The 13,838-nt window shown below is 69.1% G+C and carries 14 protein-coding genes; 8 read left to right on the forward strand and 6 right to left on the reverse strand.

What is annotated here, in order from left to right; all coding sequences use genetic code 11:
* Nucleotides 1-77 precede the first annotated feature (77 nt).
* From ACO2Q2_RS12605 to ACO2Q2_RS12625, 5 genes are all read right to left on the reverse strand, one after another.
* On the reverse strand, nt 78-674 hold the full coding sequence (locus tag ACO2Q2_RS12605; protein ID WP_423256134.1) for a hypothetical protein: 597 nt from the start codon (nt 672-674) through the stop codon (nt 78-80).
* Nucleotides 671-1,186: an RNA polymerase sigma factor gene (locus tag ACO2Q2_RS12610; RefSeq protein ID WP_423256135.1), complete on the reverse strand. Its 516-nt coding sequence runs from the start codon at nt 1,184-1,186 to the stop codon at nt 671-673. The genes ACO2Q2_RS12605 and ACO2Q2_RS12610 overlap by 4 nt, the downstream gene beginning before the upstream one ends.
* Entirely contained in the window at nt 1,173-1,925 is a 753-nt protein-coding gene (locus ACO2Q2_RS12615) for a hypothetical protein (RefSeq protein ID WP_423256136.1), read from the reverse strand. The genes ACO2Q2_RS12610 and ACO2Q2_RS12615 overlap by 14 nt, the downstream gene beginning before the upstream one ends.
* A 150-nt stretch (nt 1,926-2,075) precedes the next feature.
* A complete protein-coding gene (locus tag ACO2Q2_RS12620) occupies nt 2,076-2,498 on the reverse strand; it encodes a DUF4156 domain-containing protein (protein ID WP_423256137.1) in 423 nt (140 codons plus the stop codon).
* A gap of 105 nt (nt 2,499-2,603) precedes the next feature.
* Nucleotides 2,604-5,468, reverse strand: coding sequence for a M16 family metallopeptidase (locus ACO2Q2_RS12625; protein WP_423256138.1), 2,865 nt, complete (start codon nt 5,466-5,468; stop codon nt 2,604-2,606).
* A 265-nt stretch (nt 5,469-5,733) separates the two neighbouring features.
* Here ACO2Q2_RS12625 and ACO2Q2_RS12630 point away from each other — a divergent pair, with 265 nt between their 5' ends.
* From ACO2Q2_RS12630 to ACO2Q2_RS12660, 7 genes are all read left to right on the forward strand, one after another.
* Nucleotides 5,734-5,943, forward strand: coding sequence for a hypothetical protein (locus ACO2Q2_RS12630; protein ID WP_423256139.1), 210 nt, complete (start codon nt 5,734-5,736; stop codon nt 5,941-5,943).
* A 69-nt stretch (nt 5,944-6,012) separates the two neighbouring features.
* Nucleotides 6,013-6,486, forward strand: a complete 474-nt coding sequence (locus ACO2Q2_RS12635) for a tRNA (cytidine(34)-2'-O)-methyltransferase (protein WP_423256140.1) — start codon at nt 6,013-6,015, stop codon at nt 6,484-6,486.
* 205 nt (nt 6,487-6,691) lie between these two features.
* Nucleotides 6,692-7,342: a ubiquinone biosynthesis accessory factor UbiJ gene (locus tag ACO2Q2_RS12640; protein WP_423256141.1), complete on the forward strand. Its 651-nt coding sequence runs from the start codon at nt 6,692-6,694 to the stop codon at nt 7,340-7,342.
* On the forward strand, nt 7,339-8,994 hold the full coding sequence (gene ubiB, locus ACO2Q2_RS12645; RefSeq protein ID WP_423256142.1) for a ubiquinone biosynthesis regulatory protein kinase UbiB: 1,656 nt from the start codon (nt 7,339-7,341) through the stop codon (nt 8,992-8,994). The genes ACO2Q2_RS12640 and ubiB overlap by 4 nt, the downstream gene beginning before the upstream one ends.
* A gap of 94 nt (nt 8,995-9,088) precedes the next feature.
* The gene (locus ACO2Q2_RS12650) at nt 9,089-9,808 is read left to right on the forward strand and encodes a pseudouridine synthase (protein WP_423256143.1); all 720 of its coding nucleotides are present in this window, start codon (nt 9,089-9,091) and stop codon (nt 9,806-9,808) included.
* Between the two features lie 229 nt (nt 9,809-10,037).
* Entirely contained in the window at nt 10,038-10,460 is a 423-nt protein-coding gene (arfB, locus tag ACO2Q2_RS12655) for an alternative ribosome rescue aminoacyl-tRNA hydrolase ArfB (RefSeq protein ID WP_423256144.1), read from the forward strand.
* Nucleotides 10,457-11,059, forward strand: a complete 603-nt coding sequence (locus ACO2Q2_RS12660) for a 1-acyl-sn-glycerol-3-phosphate acyltransferase (protein WP_423256145.1) — start codon at nt 10,457-10,459, stop codon at nt 11,057-11,059. The genes arfB and ACO2Q2_RS12660 overlap by 4 nt, the downstream gene beginning before the upstream one ends.
* 3 nt (nt 11,060-11,062) lie before the next feature.
* Here ACO2Q2_RS12660 and ACO2Q2_RS12665 read toward each other — a convergent pair whose 3' ends face one another.
* On the reverse strand, nt 11,063-12,109 hold the full coding sequence (locus ACO2Q2_RS12665; RefSeq protein ID WP_423256146.1) for a LysR family transcriptional regulator: 1,047 nt from the start codon (nt 12,107-12,109) through the stop codon (nt 11,063-11,065).
* Nucleotides 12,110-12,228: 119 nt separating this feature from the next.
* On the opposite strand from ACO2Q2_RS12665, the gene aceB reads away from it, so the two are divergent.
* The gene (gene aceB / locus ACO2Q2_RS12670; RefSeq protein WP_423256147.1) at nt 12,229-13,827 is read left to right on the forward strand and encodes a malate synthase A; all 1,599 of its coding nucleotides are present in this window, start codon (nt 12,229-12,231) and stop codon (nt 13,825-13,827) included.
* The last annotated feature ends 11 nt before the right edge of the window (nt 13,828-13,838 follow it).

Below are 13,838 nucleotides of genomic sequence, written 5' to 3' on the forward strand. Positions count from 1 at the left end.
GGCAAGGATGCCGCCGGGCGTGTGCGCGCAAAGTGTCGAGCATGGCGGCAACCGTGCCGTCGCGAAAGCGTGGCTGCTCAGTCGGACGCCTCCGGCGCACCCAGGAATTGGGCGATCCGCTGAAGCCGGCGGCGCTGTCGGCGGATGTACCAGAGGTTGAAGGCCACCGTGGCCAGTACGACCGGTCCATTGAACGCGATCTGCACTACCAGCATCCGCCGCAACCGTGCGTCGTTTTGCCAACTCGCCGGCTGCAGTTGCGGCCAGGCCAGCACGATCACAAAAACCAGCATCAGGGCGAGTCCATACAGGCCGACCTTCGCCAACCGAATGCCCGCGCGCGCCCTGCGCTCGGTAAGACGCATCAGCGCGCCGGGACTGTCAGCCGGCGCGCGCCAGGTGCCGCGACGTAGCCAAAACGACGCGCCCCAAAACACCAGCACTAGCGCCATCGCACCGATACAGAAGGTTTTCCAGCGCAGGCTCAACGCGGGGTGATGGATCAGCCCCACGGTCTGCACCAGCGCGAGCAGCGAAGTGAGTGCCTCGAAGGCAACCATCGCGGTCATCCGCCAGCGCTTGTTCCTCACCTGGCGCTTCAGCCGCTGCACGTCGACCACCGGCTGGCGCTGCCAGCTCTCGCTCCACTGGCGCCACTCTTCCTGCTCGCTCATGCGGCACCTCCCAATCGCTGTTTCAAGGCCGTGCGCGCCCGATTGAGGTGTACCCCGACCGCATTGACCTGGATGCCGAGGGCATCGGCAATTTCACCGTGGCTGAAACCCTCCAGCGCCAGCGTCACCGCCTGGCGCAGCGACAGGGGCAGGCTGCGCACGGCTGCCTGCAATCGCTGATGCTCTTGCGTCACATGGGCGTGTCGATACGGACCAGCGGCAGGATCGGGCAGGTCATCGGCCAGCTCCGCCACGCGCGGACGCCGCCGCTCGCCCATGGCGTGGGTGGCCCCGCGGTTATGCGCAACGCGTGCCACGAAGGTGCTCAGGCTGGCGTCGCCGCGCCAGGCCGGCAGGGCGCGCCAGAGTGCCAGCGCAATCTCCTGCAGCAGATCGTCGCGCAGCGACGGGTCGGCTTCATAGCTGGCCGCAATGCGTGAGAGCAGGCCGGCATGCTCGTCGAGCAGGCCGGCGAACCGCTCGCTCGTCGTCATGCCGTCATGCGCGAGCAAGCCCCGGCGCCATGCGCGTCGCGCTCACGTCGCGCCATGCGGTGAAGCTGACCAGACTGCCGATCGGCAGCAACACGAGCAGCAACGGCAGCGCCCAGGGGCTGGAGAGTGCGACAGCGAAAAGAGCCGCCTGGGGCAACATCGCCAGGATGAAGGTCAGCGGCATGGCACTCACCAGACGCACGCCGCCGGCCAGGGCGTGCGCGCAGCTCGCACCACGGAAAAGAAACAGTGGCATGGCAAAGGCGAACAGGATGGACGGGAGCATGCCCGGCAACAGCAGGACCCATTCAAATGCACGAGTCTGCAGTTCGCGATGCGTGGCCATGTGCCCGAGCAGCACCGCGTCGATGGCGCCCTGACCAAACCATGCAGCGGCACAAGCAAGCTGGAATCCGAAAACGATGAGCCCCACGCTGGCGCACAGGGCCCAGAGTGCGCGCCATCGTGGCTGCCGCCAACCCGCCCACAGGCACGAAAAGCGCAGGCGCTCGCCCTGCTGCAGCTGCTGCAAGCCCATCCATACGCCGGCCGCCAACATCGGCACGACCACCTTGGAAATCGTCACTCCCGCCAGCGGGATCAGCTGGAGCAGCGCCTCCACCACGAGGCTCACGACGCCCAGGCCGACCAGCATGAGCGGCGCGCGTCGCCAGAGCCGGAAGGCCTCTCGATACCAGCGCAGGACGCGAACAACTGGCGACATGGCCGCGTGGGAGGGTGTGACAACCATCGACATGGGCAGCATTCCTTGGCAGGGGCGAATACCTGTTAGTACGCCGTCGGCCTGAAAACCTTACATGTGCGAGGTGCCGGCCAAGGAGCCAGCGGCAGCGCAACGAAAGCGGGCGCCACGAGGCGCCCGCCCAATCTCCATGGATCGCCGAGCTCAGTGTCCCTGGATCGGGTACGACTGGAAGCCGCTGGCCGGGACCGTCTGTGCCGGCGCAGTGGTGCTGGTCGGCGCGACCGGGGTGGCCTGGCCGACGGGCAGGCGCTGGCTGCCGCAGCGGTACGCACCCCAGGGCTGTGAGCCGTCGGTCGGCTCGGCCAGCGGCTTGATGGTGTCGGCGTTCATCTTGGCCGCCTCGTTGCGCGCCATCACTTCCAGCTCGTCGCGCACCTTGATCTGGTTGCGGTCGACCGGACCGACGCGGTCCATCACCGACACGGTGACCTTGCCCAGCTCCTGGCACTGCGACACGTCGCCGTTCCAGGCGGTGCGCACCGCCTTGCCGGCGTCGTCCAGCTTGATGCCCCACGAGCAGGCGCCGAGCAGCACGACGGGGACGAGCAACAGGGTCTTGCGCATGGATGACTCCGCGATGGATGGGCTGGATGGCATGAGGGGCCGGGCAGCCGCCGGCCCGGCCCCTCATCGTACCGCGGGAATGCCGCGGGGTTTCCCAACGGTGGCTTACTTCGCGGGCGCCGCCGGCTTGCCGTCGGCGTCGAGCACCCGCATGGCGCCCAGGTCGAGCTTCTTCAGCGGCGGCTCGATCTTCGACAGGTCGCCCACGATCACCCAGGTGAGCCGGTTCGGGTGGATGACCTCCTTGGCCGCGGCGTTGACCTCGGCATCGGTCTGCGCCTCGGTGCGCGCCTTGAGGGTCTGCACGTAGTCATCCGGGCGGTGGTACAGCACGATGCCCTGCAGCGCGCCCATCACCGCGCTGGTGGTCTGGTAGCTGCCCGGCATCGAGCGCACCTCGCCGTCCTTGATCTTGCCGATCTCCGCGGCGGTGAGCGGCTTGGCGCCTACCACGGCCCGGGCTTCCTTGAGCATCTCGGCGACCGACTCGGCGGTCTTGTCGGTCTGCACCGGCGCGTACAGCAGGAACGGGCGCTGGCCCTGCGCGTTCTGCAGGAAGCTGAAGGCGCCGTAGGCCCAGTGCTTGTCCTCGCGCAGGTTCATGTTGAGGCGCGAGGTGAAGGTGCCGCCGAACGCGCCGTTCATGGTCTGGATCGGCAGGTTGTTCGGCGCCTCGGTGGAGGGCGCCACGATGCCGGCCAGGATCAGGCTCTGCTGCGCACCCGGGCGGTCGATCAGGTACACGCGCGGGTTGGCCGGCGGGGCGACCTTGGTCAGGTGCTTGGCCGGAACCTTGCCGCTGGCCGTCCAGTTGCCGAACACCGTGTTGAGCTCGGGGATGATCTTGTCCAGCGTGGTGTCGCCGGCGACCAGGATCTTCACGTTGTCCGGGCGGATGAAGTCGCCCATGAACTGGCGCATGTCCTGCGTGGTGAGCGAGCTGATCGACGCCTCGGTGCCCGAGCCGGTGAACGGGATGGCGTACGCGTTGCCCTCGCCGTACAGCAGTGGCGGCAGCGTGCGCAGCGCGATGCCCACCGGCTGGCTCTTCTCCTGCGCGATGCGCGCCAGCCACTGGCCGCGCACGCGCGCCACGTCGGCATCGCGGAACGCCGGGTTGCGCACGATGTCGGCAAACAACGCCAGCGAGGGCTTGAGCTGGTCGTCCAGCGCATTCAGCGACACATTGCACGCATCCAGCCCGCAGCCGCTGCCGATCTCGGCGCCCAGGCGCTGCTCGGTCTTGGCGATCTGCACCGAGTCGAGGCGCTTGGTGCCCTCGTCGAGCATGGCCATGGTGAAGCTGGACGTGCCAAGCTTGCGCCCCTGGTCGGCGGCGAAGCCGGCGTCGAACATCAGCTGCACCTGCACCGCCGGCACCGCGTGGCGCTCGGCCAGCACCACCTCGATGCCGTTGGCGAGCCTGCCGCGCTGGATCGCCGGGAAGGTGAGATCCGGGAAGCGGTCGACCGCCGGCACGCCCTGGCTGCGGTCGACGTCGGTCTTGACGGTGCGGTAGTCGCCCTTCGGGCTGAGCACCGGCCCGGGCGCGCCCGGTGCGGCGGCACGGCCGGCCACGGTGGCCATGTCGGTGTTCTCGACCTTGCCCGGCACCACGGTGAGCGTGTAGTCGCCCCTGGCGATCCACTGGTCGGCAGTTGCCTTCACGCTGGCCGGCGTGGCCGCCATCAGCACCTTGAAGTCCTTCAGGTACTGGCCCGGATCGTTCGAATACAGCTGGCCCTCGGCGAGGATCGAGGCCTGCGTGTTGACCCGCTCCAGCCCGCGCACGAACGAGGCGCGCACCCCGGTCTTCACGCGGGCCAGCTCGTCCTCGGTGGGGCCGTCGGCGAGGAATTTCCGCCACTCGTCGGCCACCGCCGCTTCCACCCTGGCCGGGTCGACGCCCTTCTTCACGTCCACCTGCAGCTGGAACAGGCTGGCCAGCGCGTGCTGCTCGATGTCCACCGACACGTCGTCGGCGAGCTTGTCCCGGTAGACCAGGCGCTGGTACAGCCGCGAGGTCTTGCCGCCGCCGAGCACGGCCGCGGCCAGGCTCAGCCGGGTGAGATCGTCGCTGGTGCGCGGGGGCACGTTCCACTCGCGGTAGATGCGCGTCTGCGCCACGTTGTCGGTCATCGTGCCGCGCGTGGACTCCTTGCGCGGCGCCACCCACGGCTGCGGACGCGGCACCTGCGGGCCCGGGGCGATGTCGCCGAAGTACTTCAGCGCCTTTTCCTTCGCCTGCGCCACGGTGATGTCGCCGGACAGCACCAGCACGGTGTTGGCCGCGCCGTAGTAATCGCGGAACCACTGCTTGACGTCGCCCAGTGAGGCGGCGTTCAAGTCGGCCATCGAGCCGATGGTGTCGTGGTGGTAGGGGTGGTTGGCCGGAAACGCCTCGGCCTGGATCAGCTCGCCGACGCGGCCGTAGGGCTGGTTTTCGCCCTGGCGCTTCTCGTTCTGCACCACGCCGCGCTGCTCGTCGAGCTCCTTCTGGCCGATCGCGCCGAGCAGGTGGCCCATGCGGTCGGACTCCATCCACAGCGCCATGTCCAGCGCGGTGGTCGGCACGGTCTCGAAGTAGTTGGTGCGGTCCAGCCAGGTGGTGCCGTTCATGTCGGTGGCGCCGGCCAGCTCGAACGGCTTGAAGTATTCGTCCCTGTGGTTTTCCGAGCCCTGGAACATCAGGTGCTCGAACAGGTGGGCGAAGCCGGTCTTGCCCTTCGGCTCGTAGGACGAACCCACGTGGTACCAGATGCTCACGGCGACCACGGGCGCCTTGTGGTCCTCGTGCACCACCACCGTGAGGCCGTTGGGCAGGGTGAAGCGCTGGTAGGCGAGATGCGGGATCTGTTCGGCCGTCGTCGCCGTGGCGGGCGCGCGGTCGGCAGCGGCCACGGCGATCGGCACGCCGGCACCCACGGTCAGCAGGCCGGCAATGAGCAGGGCAAGCGGTTTCTTGGACACGGTGAAACTCCTTTCTCACGGGTTGTCCGCCGACGGTAGCGGCGCCCGCGCATGATGTGCAAATGACGAACGGCAGGGGTGGGATCGTCTGTCCGCCGCGTTGTCCGCTGTCGGACGGGCGCTGTCCGCGGACAGTCGCGCATCGCCCCGAGCCATGACAAATGTCAACGCATCAACAGGTTATCTGCGACTGCCGCGCTGGCACGGCGCTTGCGAGAGTAGCGCCACGGATACCTCATCCCCGGTCATCGAAAGGAGACACCCCATGAAACTCGAATCGCTGCTGTTGCGCGGTCTGTTCGTTGCCTGCCTCACCGTCTGCGGCCTGATCGTCGGCGCCATGCTGGTGCAGACCCCGCCCGCCGTGCGCCTGGCCGGCAGCAGTGCCGCGGTCCCGGTGGTCGGCATGCTGATCCCGGCGTCCGGCTGCGCGCTGCCGCCGGACGGCGTGGTGTGTCCGCGCCAGGCCGGCTGATCGCGCTGGACCGATCTGGACGGCAGCCGCCGGACGACGGCGCCGCCGCTTCGCGGCGATAATCGCCGGATGCTCCATGTCATCCTGTTCCGTCCCGAGATCCCGCCCAACACCGGCAACGTGATCCGCCTGTGCGCCAACACCGGCGCCGCGCTGCAGCTGATCCGACCGCTGGGCTTCGAGCTCGACGACGCGCGGCTGCGCCGGGCCGGCCTCGACTACCACGAATACGCGGCGCTGGCCGTGCACGACAGCCTCGACGCCTGCCTCGACGCGATCGGTCGGCCACGGGTGTTCGCCTTTTCCACCCGCGGTCGCGTGGCGCATGTCGATGCCGCGTTCCAGCGCGGCGATGCCCTGCTGTTCGGCTGCGAGACCGCCGGCCTGCCCGGCGACGTGCTCGACGCGATTCCCGCGCCGCAGCGCCTGCGCCTGCCGATGCGGCCGAACAGCCGCAGCCTCAACCTCTCCAACACCGTGGCGATCGCGGTGTACGAGGCGTGGCGGCAGTTCGGCTTCGCGGGCGCCGCGGCACTGTCGTAGGCCCGCGTCCTGCAGGCGAAGTCGCGTCGCATGCCGCCTCGACGCGGAAGGCCCCGCCCGAGGCCATCACCCCACGGCCAGCGGCCTGTCGGGTCTTGCGGGTGGCTTTGAGGTCGATCCAGAGCGAGAGGCATCGCCCGCGAGCGACGGAAGCTTTGTCGCGCGTGGCTGCCGGGGCTCGGGCCGCGGCCGCTACAATCGGCGGATGACCGATTCCGCTCCCAACGCCTGGCTGCCGCCGCCGCTGCGCAAGCTCGCCGGCCGCGCGCTGGAAAGCGCGCTCAACCACACCCTCTCGCTCGATCCGGACACGCAGCGCAAGCTCGCCGCGCTCGATGGCCGCAGCGTGCAGCTGCATCTGCGTGGGCCGGAGCTCGCGCTGGCGGTGACGGTGGCACAGGGGCAGCTGCGCGTGGGTCCACCGGCCGACGACAACCAGCTGCGGGTGGCCGCCTCGCCGGGCAGCCTGCTCGGCATGCTGCTGCGCCGCGGCGACGACGGCGTGGCACCGGGCAAGGTGGAGATCGCCGGCGACGCCGACCTTGCGCGCCGGCTGGAGAAACTGGCCAGCGGCTTCGCCCCCGACTTCGAGGAAGCGTTCGCGCGCACCTTCGGCGATGTGCTCGGCGTGCCGCTGGCGCGCGCGATCCGCGCCGGCCTCGCCCATGCGAAGGAGACCGCCGCCCATCTCACCGAGGACGGCGCCGACTGGGTGCGCGACGAGGCGCAGCTGGTGATGGGGCCGGGCGAGGTGGACGCCTTCCTCGACGGCGTCGATGCGCTGCGCGAGCGCAGCGAGCGGCTGGAAGCGCGGCTGGCCCGCCTGCAGCTGCGCCTGCAGGGACACGGCGCATGAGCTCGCTCATGGTGTTTCCGCGCCTGCTGCGGGTGGCCTCGGTGCTGCTGGCGTGGCGGCTGGACGAGATCGTCGAGACCGCCCACCTGTTCCGCCCGCTCAAGCTGGTGCGCCCGCTCTTCGGCACGCCTCGCCCCGACGTCGACACGCTGCCGCGCGGCGCCCGCCTGCGCGGCGCGATGACCGAGCTGGGGCCGATCTTCGTCAAGGCCGGCCAGGTGCTGTCCACCCGCCGCGACCTGATTCCCGCCGACATCGCCGACGAACTCGCCCTGCTGCAGGACCAGGTGCCGCCGTTTCCCGGCAGCGAGGCGCGCGCCATCGTCGAGCGCGAGCTGAAGCAGCCGGTGACCGCGCTGTTCGCCCAGTTCGATGAAACCGCGCTGGCCTCCGCCTCGATCGCCCAGGTGCACGCTGCCACGCTGCGCGACGGCCGCGAGGTGGTGGTGAAGGTGCTGCGCCCGGGCATCGCCAAGCGCATCGCCAACGACGTGGCGCTGCTGCGCTCGCTGGGCGAGCTGGTGAACCGCTGGCATCCGGCCGCCGGCAAGATCCGCCCGCTGGAAGTGGTGGCCGAGGTCGAGAAGATGCTCGAGAACGAGCTCGACCTGCAGCGCGAAGGCGCCAGCGCCAGCCTGCTCCGGCGCAATTTCGCCAGCGGCGTGGACATGTACGTGCCCGCCGTGGAATGGGACTACACCACCGAGGGCGTGCTCACGCTCGAGCGCGTGTATGGCGTGAGCTGCGACGACGTGGCGGCGATCGACGCGGCCGGCATCGACCGCAAGGCGCTGGCCGTGAAAGGCGTGCGGGTGTTCTACGAGCAGGTGTTCCGCGACAACTTCTTTCACGCCGACGCGCACCCCGGCAACGTCTGGGTGGATCTGGCGCGCAGGGACGACCCGCGCTTCATCGCGCTGGATTTCGGCATCATGGGATCGCTGCCCGAGGCCGACCAGTACTGGCTGGCGCAGAACTTCATCGCACTGTTCGAGCGCGACTACCAGCGCATCGCGCAGTTGCACATCGACGCCGGCTGGATGCCGCCGCACCTGCGGGTGGACGAGCTGGCCGCCGCGGTGCGCACGGTGTGCGAACCATACTTCACCCGCCCGCTGTCGCAGATCTCGCTGGCCGAACTGGTGGTGAAGCTGTTCCGCACCGCGCAGAAGTTCGAGCTCACCCTGCAGCCGCAGCTGATCCTGCTGCAGAAGACCCTGCTCAACATCGAGGGCGTGGGGCGCATGCTCGATCCGGACATCGACATCTGGGCGGTGGCGCACCCGGTGCTCGAACGCATCCTGCGCGAGCGCTACAGCCTGCGCCGCACGCTGAAGGAGGCGCGCAGGCGGCTGCCCGAATGGATCCACGCGGCACCGCAGCTGCCCGAGCTGGTGCGCGACGCGCTGCGTCAGACGGCCCGCGGCGAACAACGCGCCGTTGCCGACCCGCAGCTCCTCGCACAACGACAAGTCGATGCGCAGCGGCAACAGCGCGCCCTTGCCGGCGGACTGCTCGGCGGCAGCCTGCTGATCGTGGCGACCCTGCTGGCTACGCTGGCGCCGTGGCACGGGCCGTGGTTGCCCGTGCTGGCCGGCGTGGCCGGCGTGCTCGTCTTCGCCATCACCTGGCCCCGCCGCCATCGACCGTAGGAGCGCACCCTGTGCGCGAATGCTTTTGGCTTTGATGTCGATCAGGAGCAAAAGCATTCGCGCACAGGGTGCGCTCCTACCAGCGGGCCACGCCATGATCGAGATTCTGTACCAGGACGATGCGCTGATTGCGGTGAACAAGCCCGCGGGCCTGGCCGTGCATCGCTCGAAGATGGTGGGCAATGCGCAGGAGTTCCTGATCGACCTGCTGCGCGAGCAGGTGGGCGGCAATGTGTACCTGGCGCACCGGCTGGATCGCGCCACCAGCGGCGTGCTGCTGATCGCGCGTTCCAGCGAAGTGGCCGGCGCGCTGGGCGAACAGTTCATGGGGCGCGACGTGCACAAGCAGTACCTCGCGGTGGTGCGCGGCTGGCCGGAGCCGGTGGAGGCGCTGATCGACTACCCGCTGCCCGGTTCGCGCAAGACCGGCCCGCTGCGCGAGGCGCGCACGCGCTACCGTCGCCTGGCCACGGTGGAAGTGCCGATCGCGCTCGGTCGCTATCCGCAGCAGCGCTACGCGCTGGTGGAGGCGGCGCCGGAAACCGGGCGCTTCCGCCAGATCCGCAAGCACATGGCGCACATCCACCACCCGATCATCGGCGACTGCCAGCACGGCCGCGGCGACCACAACCGCCTGTACAGGCAGCATTTCGGCTGCCATCGCATGCTGCTGCACGCGCGGCGCATCGCGCTGCGCCATCCGGTGAGCGGCGACCCGCTGGCGATCGAGGCGCCGCTGGACGAGGCGTTCAACGCGCTGCTCGCACGTTTCGGCTGGAGGGAGGGGGAGCGAGGAGTGAGAAGTGAGAAGTGAGAAGTGAGAGAAGAGCGAAGAGAAGCGAGAAGCGAAAAGAGAAAAGAGAAAAGAGAAAAGAGAAACGTGAGCCAACACATCAAGACAGCATCAGTGAGAGGAGCGAGCTGCTGCCGCCCTTGCCCTCTCTCACTCCTCACTCCTCACTCCTCACTCCTCACTCCTCACTCCTCACTCCTCACTCCTCACTCCTCACTCCTCACTCGCCGCTCCCCGTAAACTGCCGCCCATGCTCCCGATCAGCCGCACCCTCGCCATTCCCGACACCGAGCTGGTCGAGCGCTTCCTGCGTGCGGACGGCCCGGGCGGGCAGCACGTGAACCGCACCGAGAGCGCGGTGGAGCTGCGTTTCGACGTGGCGCAGTCGCCGTCGCTGCCAGAGGCCGTGCGCGAGCGGCTGCTGACCCGGCGCGACCGCCGTCTCACCGACGACGGCGTGCTGGTGATCCAGGGCCGCCGCTTCCGCGACCAGGGCCGCAATCGCGACGACGTGCGCGAGCGCCTGGCCGAGATCATCCGCGGCGCGCTGGTGCCGCCCAAGAAGCGCGTGGCGACCAGGCCCACCCGCGCCTCGAAGGAGCGCCGCCTCGCCGGCAAGCAGCTGCGCAGCAGGATCAAGCAGGGCCGCGGCAAGCCCGGAGCGCACGAGTGAAGCCGGTGGTTCCGCCGCTGCCGCCGCAGGCGCCGCGCATCCGCAACCGGTTCTGGCCCTGGCTCTGCCGCGGCCTGCTGCGGCTGGGCGGCTGGCAGCTGAAGGGCGAGTTTCCCGACCTGCCCAGACTGATCGTGATCGGCGCGCCGCACTCGACCAACTGGGACGGCGTGTGGGGCCTGCTGATGAAGGTGGGGCTGGGCGTGGACATCAGCATCATGATCAAGCGCGAGCTGCTGGACAGTCCGCTGGGCATCGTCCTGCGCCCGCTCGGGCTGATTCCGATCGACCGCGGCGCCGCCACCGACATCGTGCAGCAGATGGCCGCGCGCTTCGCCCGGCACGAGCGCATGTGGCTGGGCATCACGCCCGAAGGCACGCGCAGGAAGGTGGCGCACTGGAAATCGGGTTTCCTGCGCATCGCGCGGGCCGCCGGGGTGCCGATCCTGCCGGTGTGCATCGATTACCCGAGCAGGAGCTTCACGCTGGGCGCGCCGGTGTACCTGGACCCGGACGAGCGCGACGAAGACGCAATGATCCGCATCCGCGCGCTGTTCCGCGGCTATCGCGGCAAGTACCACAACGTGGACCTGGATTGAGTCTCAGCGCTCGGAGTGGCCCGACTCGTCGTAGTCGCGGTGGGTCAGCAGGCCCGGGCGGATCAGGTCGATGAACGCGCGCGCCTCGGCGCCGAGAAATTTTCCCTTGCGCATCACCACGCCGTAGCTGCGCTGCGGGAAGTACTGCTTCATGTTGCGCACCGCCAGGCGCGAGCTGTCCGCCTCGGTGATGCAGATCCCGGTGACGACGGAGATGCCCAGGCCCATCGCCACGTATTCCTTGATCACGTCCCAGCCGCCCACCTCGATCGCCACGTGGTACGGCACCTGGCGCTGCTGGAACACCAGATCCACCAGCCGGTAGGTCGACAGCCGCTGCGGCGGCAGGATCAGGCCGTAGGGCGACAGGTCTTCCAGCGTCACGTTGGCCTTCGCCGCCAGCGGATGGTCCGGCGGCATGATCAGCATCGGGTCGTAGTGGTAGATCGGCGCCCAGGCGATGTCGTTGGGCACGTCGAGCATCGAGCCCACCGCGAAGTCGGCCTTGTCCTCGCGCAGCATCGCCATGCCGTCCTTGCCGGTGACGTTGGCCAGCTGCAGCTGCACGGCCGGATGGCGCTCGCGGTAGCGGCGCACCAGCTCGGGCAGCAGGTACTGGATGGTGGAGGTGCCGGCGGCGATGATCAGCCGGCCGGCCTGCAGCCCTTTCACCTTGGCCTGGAAGTCGCGATCGAGGTTTTCCCAGCCCTCCACCAGCGGCCGTGCCAGCTCGTACAGCGCCTCGCCGGCGTCGGTGAGGTTGATGCGTCGGCGGCTGCGCTCCATCAGCGTCACGCCCAGCTCGCGCTCCAGTGCCTGCAGTTGCAGGCTCACCGACGGCTGGGACAGGAACAGCGCCTCGGCGGCGCGGGTCAGGGTGCCCAGTTTCACCGTGGCCACGAACGCCCGCAGCTGCTTCTGGCGGCTGCCCTTGTAGTAGAACCGCGCCGGGTCGGTCGGCCCGCCGGCGCCGCCTTTGCGGCGGCGCAGCACGCTCGAAACGCCTTTTTTCGGTTTTTTTTCCGCGCCGATGCGGCTTTTCAGGCTCATGGAATCAATGATTTGCAATGATCATTGAGATAGACAATAGCAAAAATTGAAACATTTGCTTTGTCAAAGCCGAATGCGAAGACCTAGTTTGGAGCTCCATCCGAGCCGGAGCACACACCATGGCCGTCCCCCAGCAACACCTGCCGCCCATCGAGCAGGCACAGATCCAGGCCGATACCCGCGGCTACGAAGCCATCCTGACGCCCGCGGCGCTGGGCTTCCTTGCCCGCCTGCATCGCTTCGCCGAGCCGCGTCGCCAGCAGCTGCTGCAGGCGCGCCGCGATCGCCAGACCCGCTACGACGCCGGCGCCCTGCCCAACTTCCGCGCCGACACCGTCGCCATCCGCGAGGGCGACTGGCGCGTGGCGCCGATTCCGGCCGCCCTGCAGGACCGCCGGGTGGAGATCACCGGGCCGGTGGAGCGCAAGATGATCATCAACGCGCTCAATTCCGGCGCGAAGGTGTTCATGGCCGACTTCGAGGATTCCTCGGCGCCGAGCTTTCGCAACCAGCTCGATGGCCAGATCAACCTGCGCGATGCCGCCAGCGGCTCGATCGCCTACACCTCGCCGGAGGGCAAGCGCTACCAGCTGGCCGCGCAGACCGCGGTGCTGGTGGTGCGCCCGCGTGGCTGGCACCTGCCCGAGCGGCACGTGCTGGTCGACGGCGAGGTGATGGCCGGCGCACTGGTCGACTTCGGCCTGTTCGCCTTCCACAACGCGCACCTGCTGCACGCCCTGCAGCGCGGCCCGTACTTCTACCTGCCCAAGCTGGAGGCGATGGAAGAAGCCGCGCTGTGGGACGACGTGATGGCGCTGGCGGAGAACGAGCTGGACCTGCCGGTCGGCAGCATGAAGGCCACCGTGCTGATCGAGACGCTGCCGGCGGTGTTCCAGATGCACGAGATCCTGCACGCGCTGCGGCGGCGCGCGGTCGGCCTCAACTGCGGCCGCTGGGACTACATCTTTTCCTACCTCAAGACCCTGCGCGGCCACCGCGACCGCCTGCTGCCGGAGCGCGGCCAGGTGGTGATGACGGTGCCGTTCCTGAAGGCGTATTCGGAGCTCTTGATCCAGACCTGCCATCGCCGCGGCGCGTTCGCGATGGGCGGCATGGCCGCGCAGATCCCGATCAAGGGCGACGAAGCCGCCAACGCGGCGGCGATGGCCAAGGTGCGCGCCGACAAGCTGCGCGAGGTGCAGGCCGGCCACGACGGCACCTGGGTGGCGCATCCGGCGCTGGTGCCGGTGGCCCAGGCGATCTTCGACGAGCACATGCCCGCGGCCAACCAGCTGGACCGGCTGCGCGAAGACGTCCGCGTGACCCGTGAGCAGCTCCTCGCCCCCTGTGCCGGCTCGATCAGCCGCGCCGGTTTCGACAACAACGTGGAGGTGGCGCTGCGCTACACCGCCGCCTGGCTGGACGGGCTGGGCTGCGTGCCGATCCATCACCTGATGGAAGACGCCGCCACCGCCGAGATCGCCCGCGCCCAGCTGTGGCAGTGGCTGCACCATGGCGGCGTGGAGTTCACCGACCACGCGCCGATCGATTTCGCCCTGTTCGACCAGGCGCTGGCGGCCCACACGCACAAGCTGCGCGACAGCCTGCACCCTGGCGCCGGCAAGGCCGATGCCGCCGCGGCCCTGCTCTCGGCGCTCACCCACGACGACCAGCTCGCCGACTTCCTGACCCTGCCCGCCTACGAACAGCTTGCCTGACCACACCCGGT

Source organism: Dyella sp. KRB-257, from assembly GCF_049445995.1.
Lineage (GTDB): Bacteria > Pseudomonadota > Gammaproteobacteria > Xanthomonadales > Rhodanobacteraceae > Dyella_A.

Excerpts from the sequence above, each read along its gene's own strand:
- ACO2Q2_RS12650 (WP_423256143.1), top strand. The coding sequence starts at position 9,089 with ATGATCGAGATTCTGTACCAGGACGATGCGCTGATTGCGGTGAACAAG.
- ACO2Q2_RS12635 (WP_423256140.1), top strand. The coding sequence starts at position 6,013 with ATGCTCCATGTCATCCTGTTCCGTCCCGAGATCCCGCCCAACACCGGC.
- ACO2Q2_RS12620 (WP_423256137.1), bottom strand. The coding sequence starts at position 2,498 with ATGCGCAAGACCCTGTTGCTCGTCCCCGTCGTGCTGCTCGGCGCCTGC.
- arfB (WP_423256144.1), top strand. The coding sequence starts at position 10,038 with ATGCTCCCGATCAGCCGCACCCTCGCCATTCCCGACACCGAGCTGGTC.
- ubiB (WP_423256142.1), top strand. The coding sequence starts at position 7,339 with ATGAGCTCGCTCATGGTGTTTCCGCGCCTGCTGCGGGTGGCCTCGGTG.
- ACO2Q2_RS12615 (WP_423256136.1), bottom strand. The coding sequence starts at position 1,925 with ATGTCGATGGTTGTCACACCCTCCCACGCGGCCATGTCGCCAGTTGTT.
- ACO2Q2_RS12605 (WP_423256134.1), bottom strand. The coding sequence starts at position 674 with ATGAGCGAGCAGGAAGAGTGGCGCCAGTGGAGCGAGAGCTGGCAGCGC.
- aceB (WP_423256147.1), top strand. The coding sequence starts at position 12,229 with ATGGCCGTCCCCCAGCAACACCTGCCGCCCATCGAGCAGGCACAGATC.
- ACO2Q2_RS12665 (WP_423256146.1), bottom strand. The coding sequence starts at position 12,109 with ATGAGCCTGAAAAGCCGCATCGGCGCGGAAAAAAAACCGAAAAAAGGC.
- ACO2Q2_RS12630 (WP_423256139.1), top strand. The coding sequence starts at position 5,734 with ATGAAACTCGAATCGCTGCTGTTGCGCGGTCTGTTCGTTGCCTGCCTC.
- ACO2Q2_RS12640 (WP_423256141.1), top strand. The coding sequence starts at position 6,692 with ATGACCGATTCCGCTCCCAACGCCTGGCTGCCGCCGCCGCTGCGCAAG.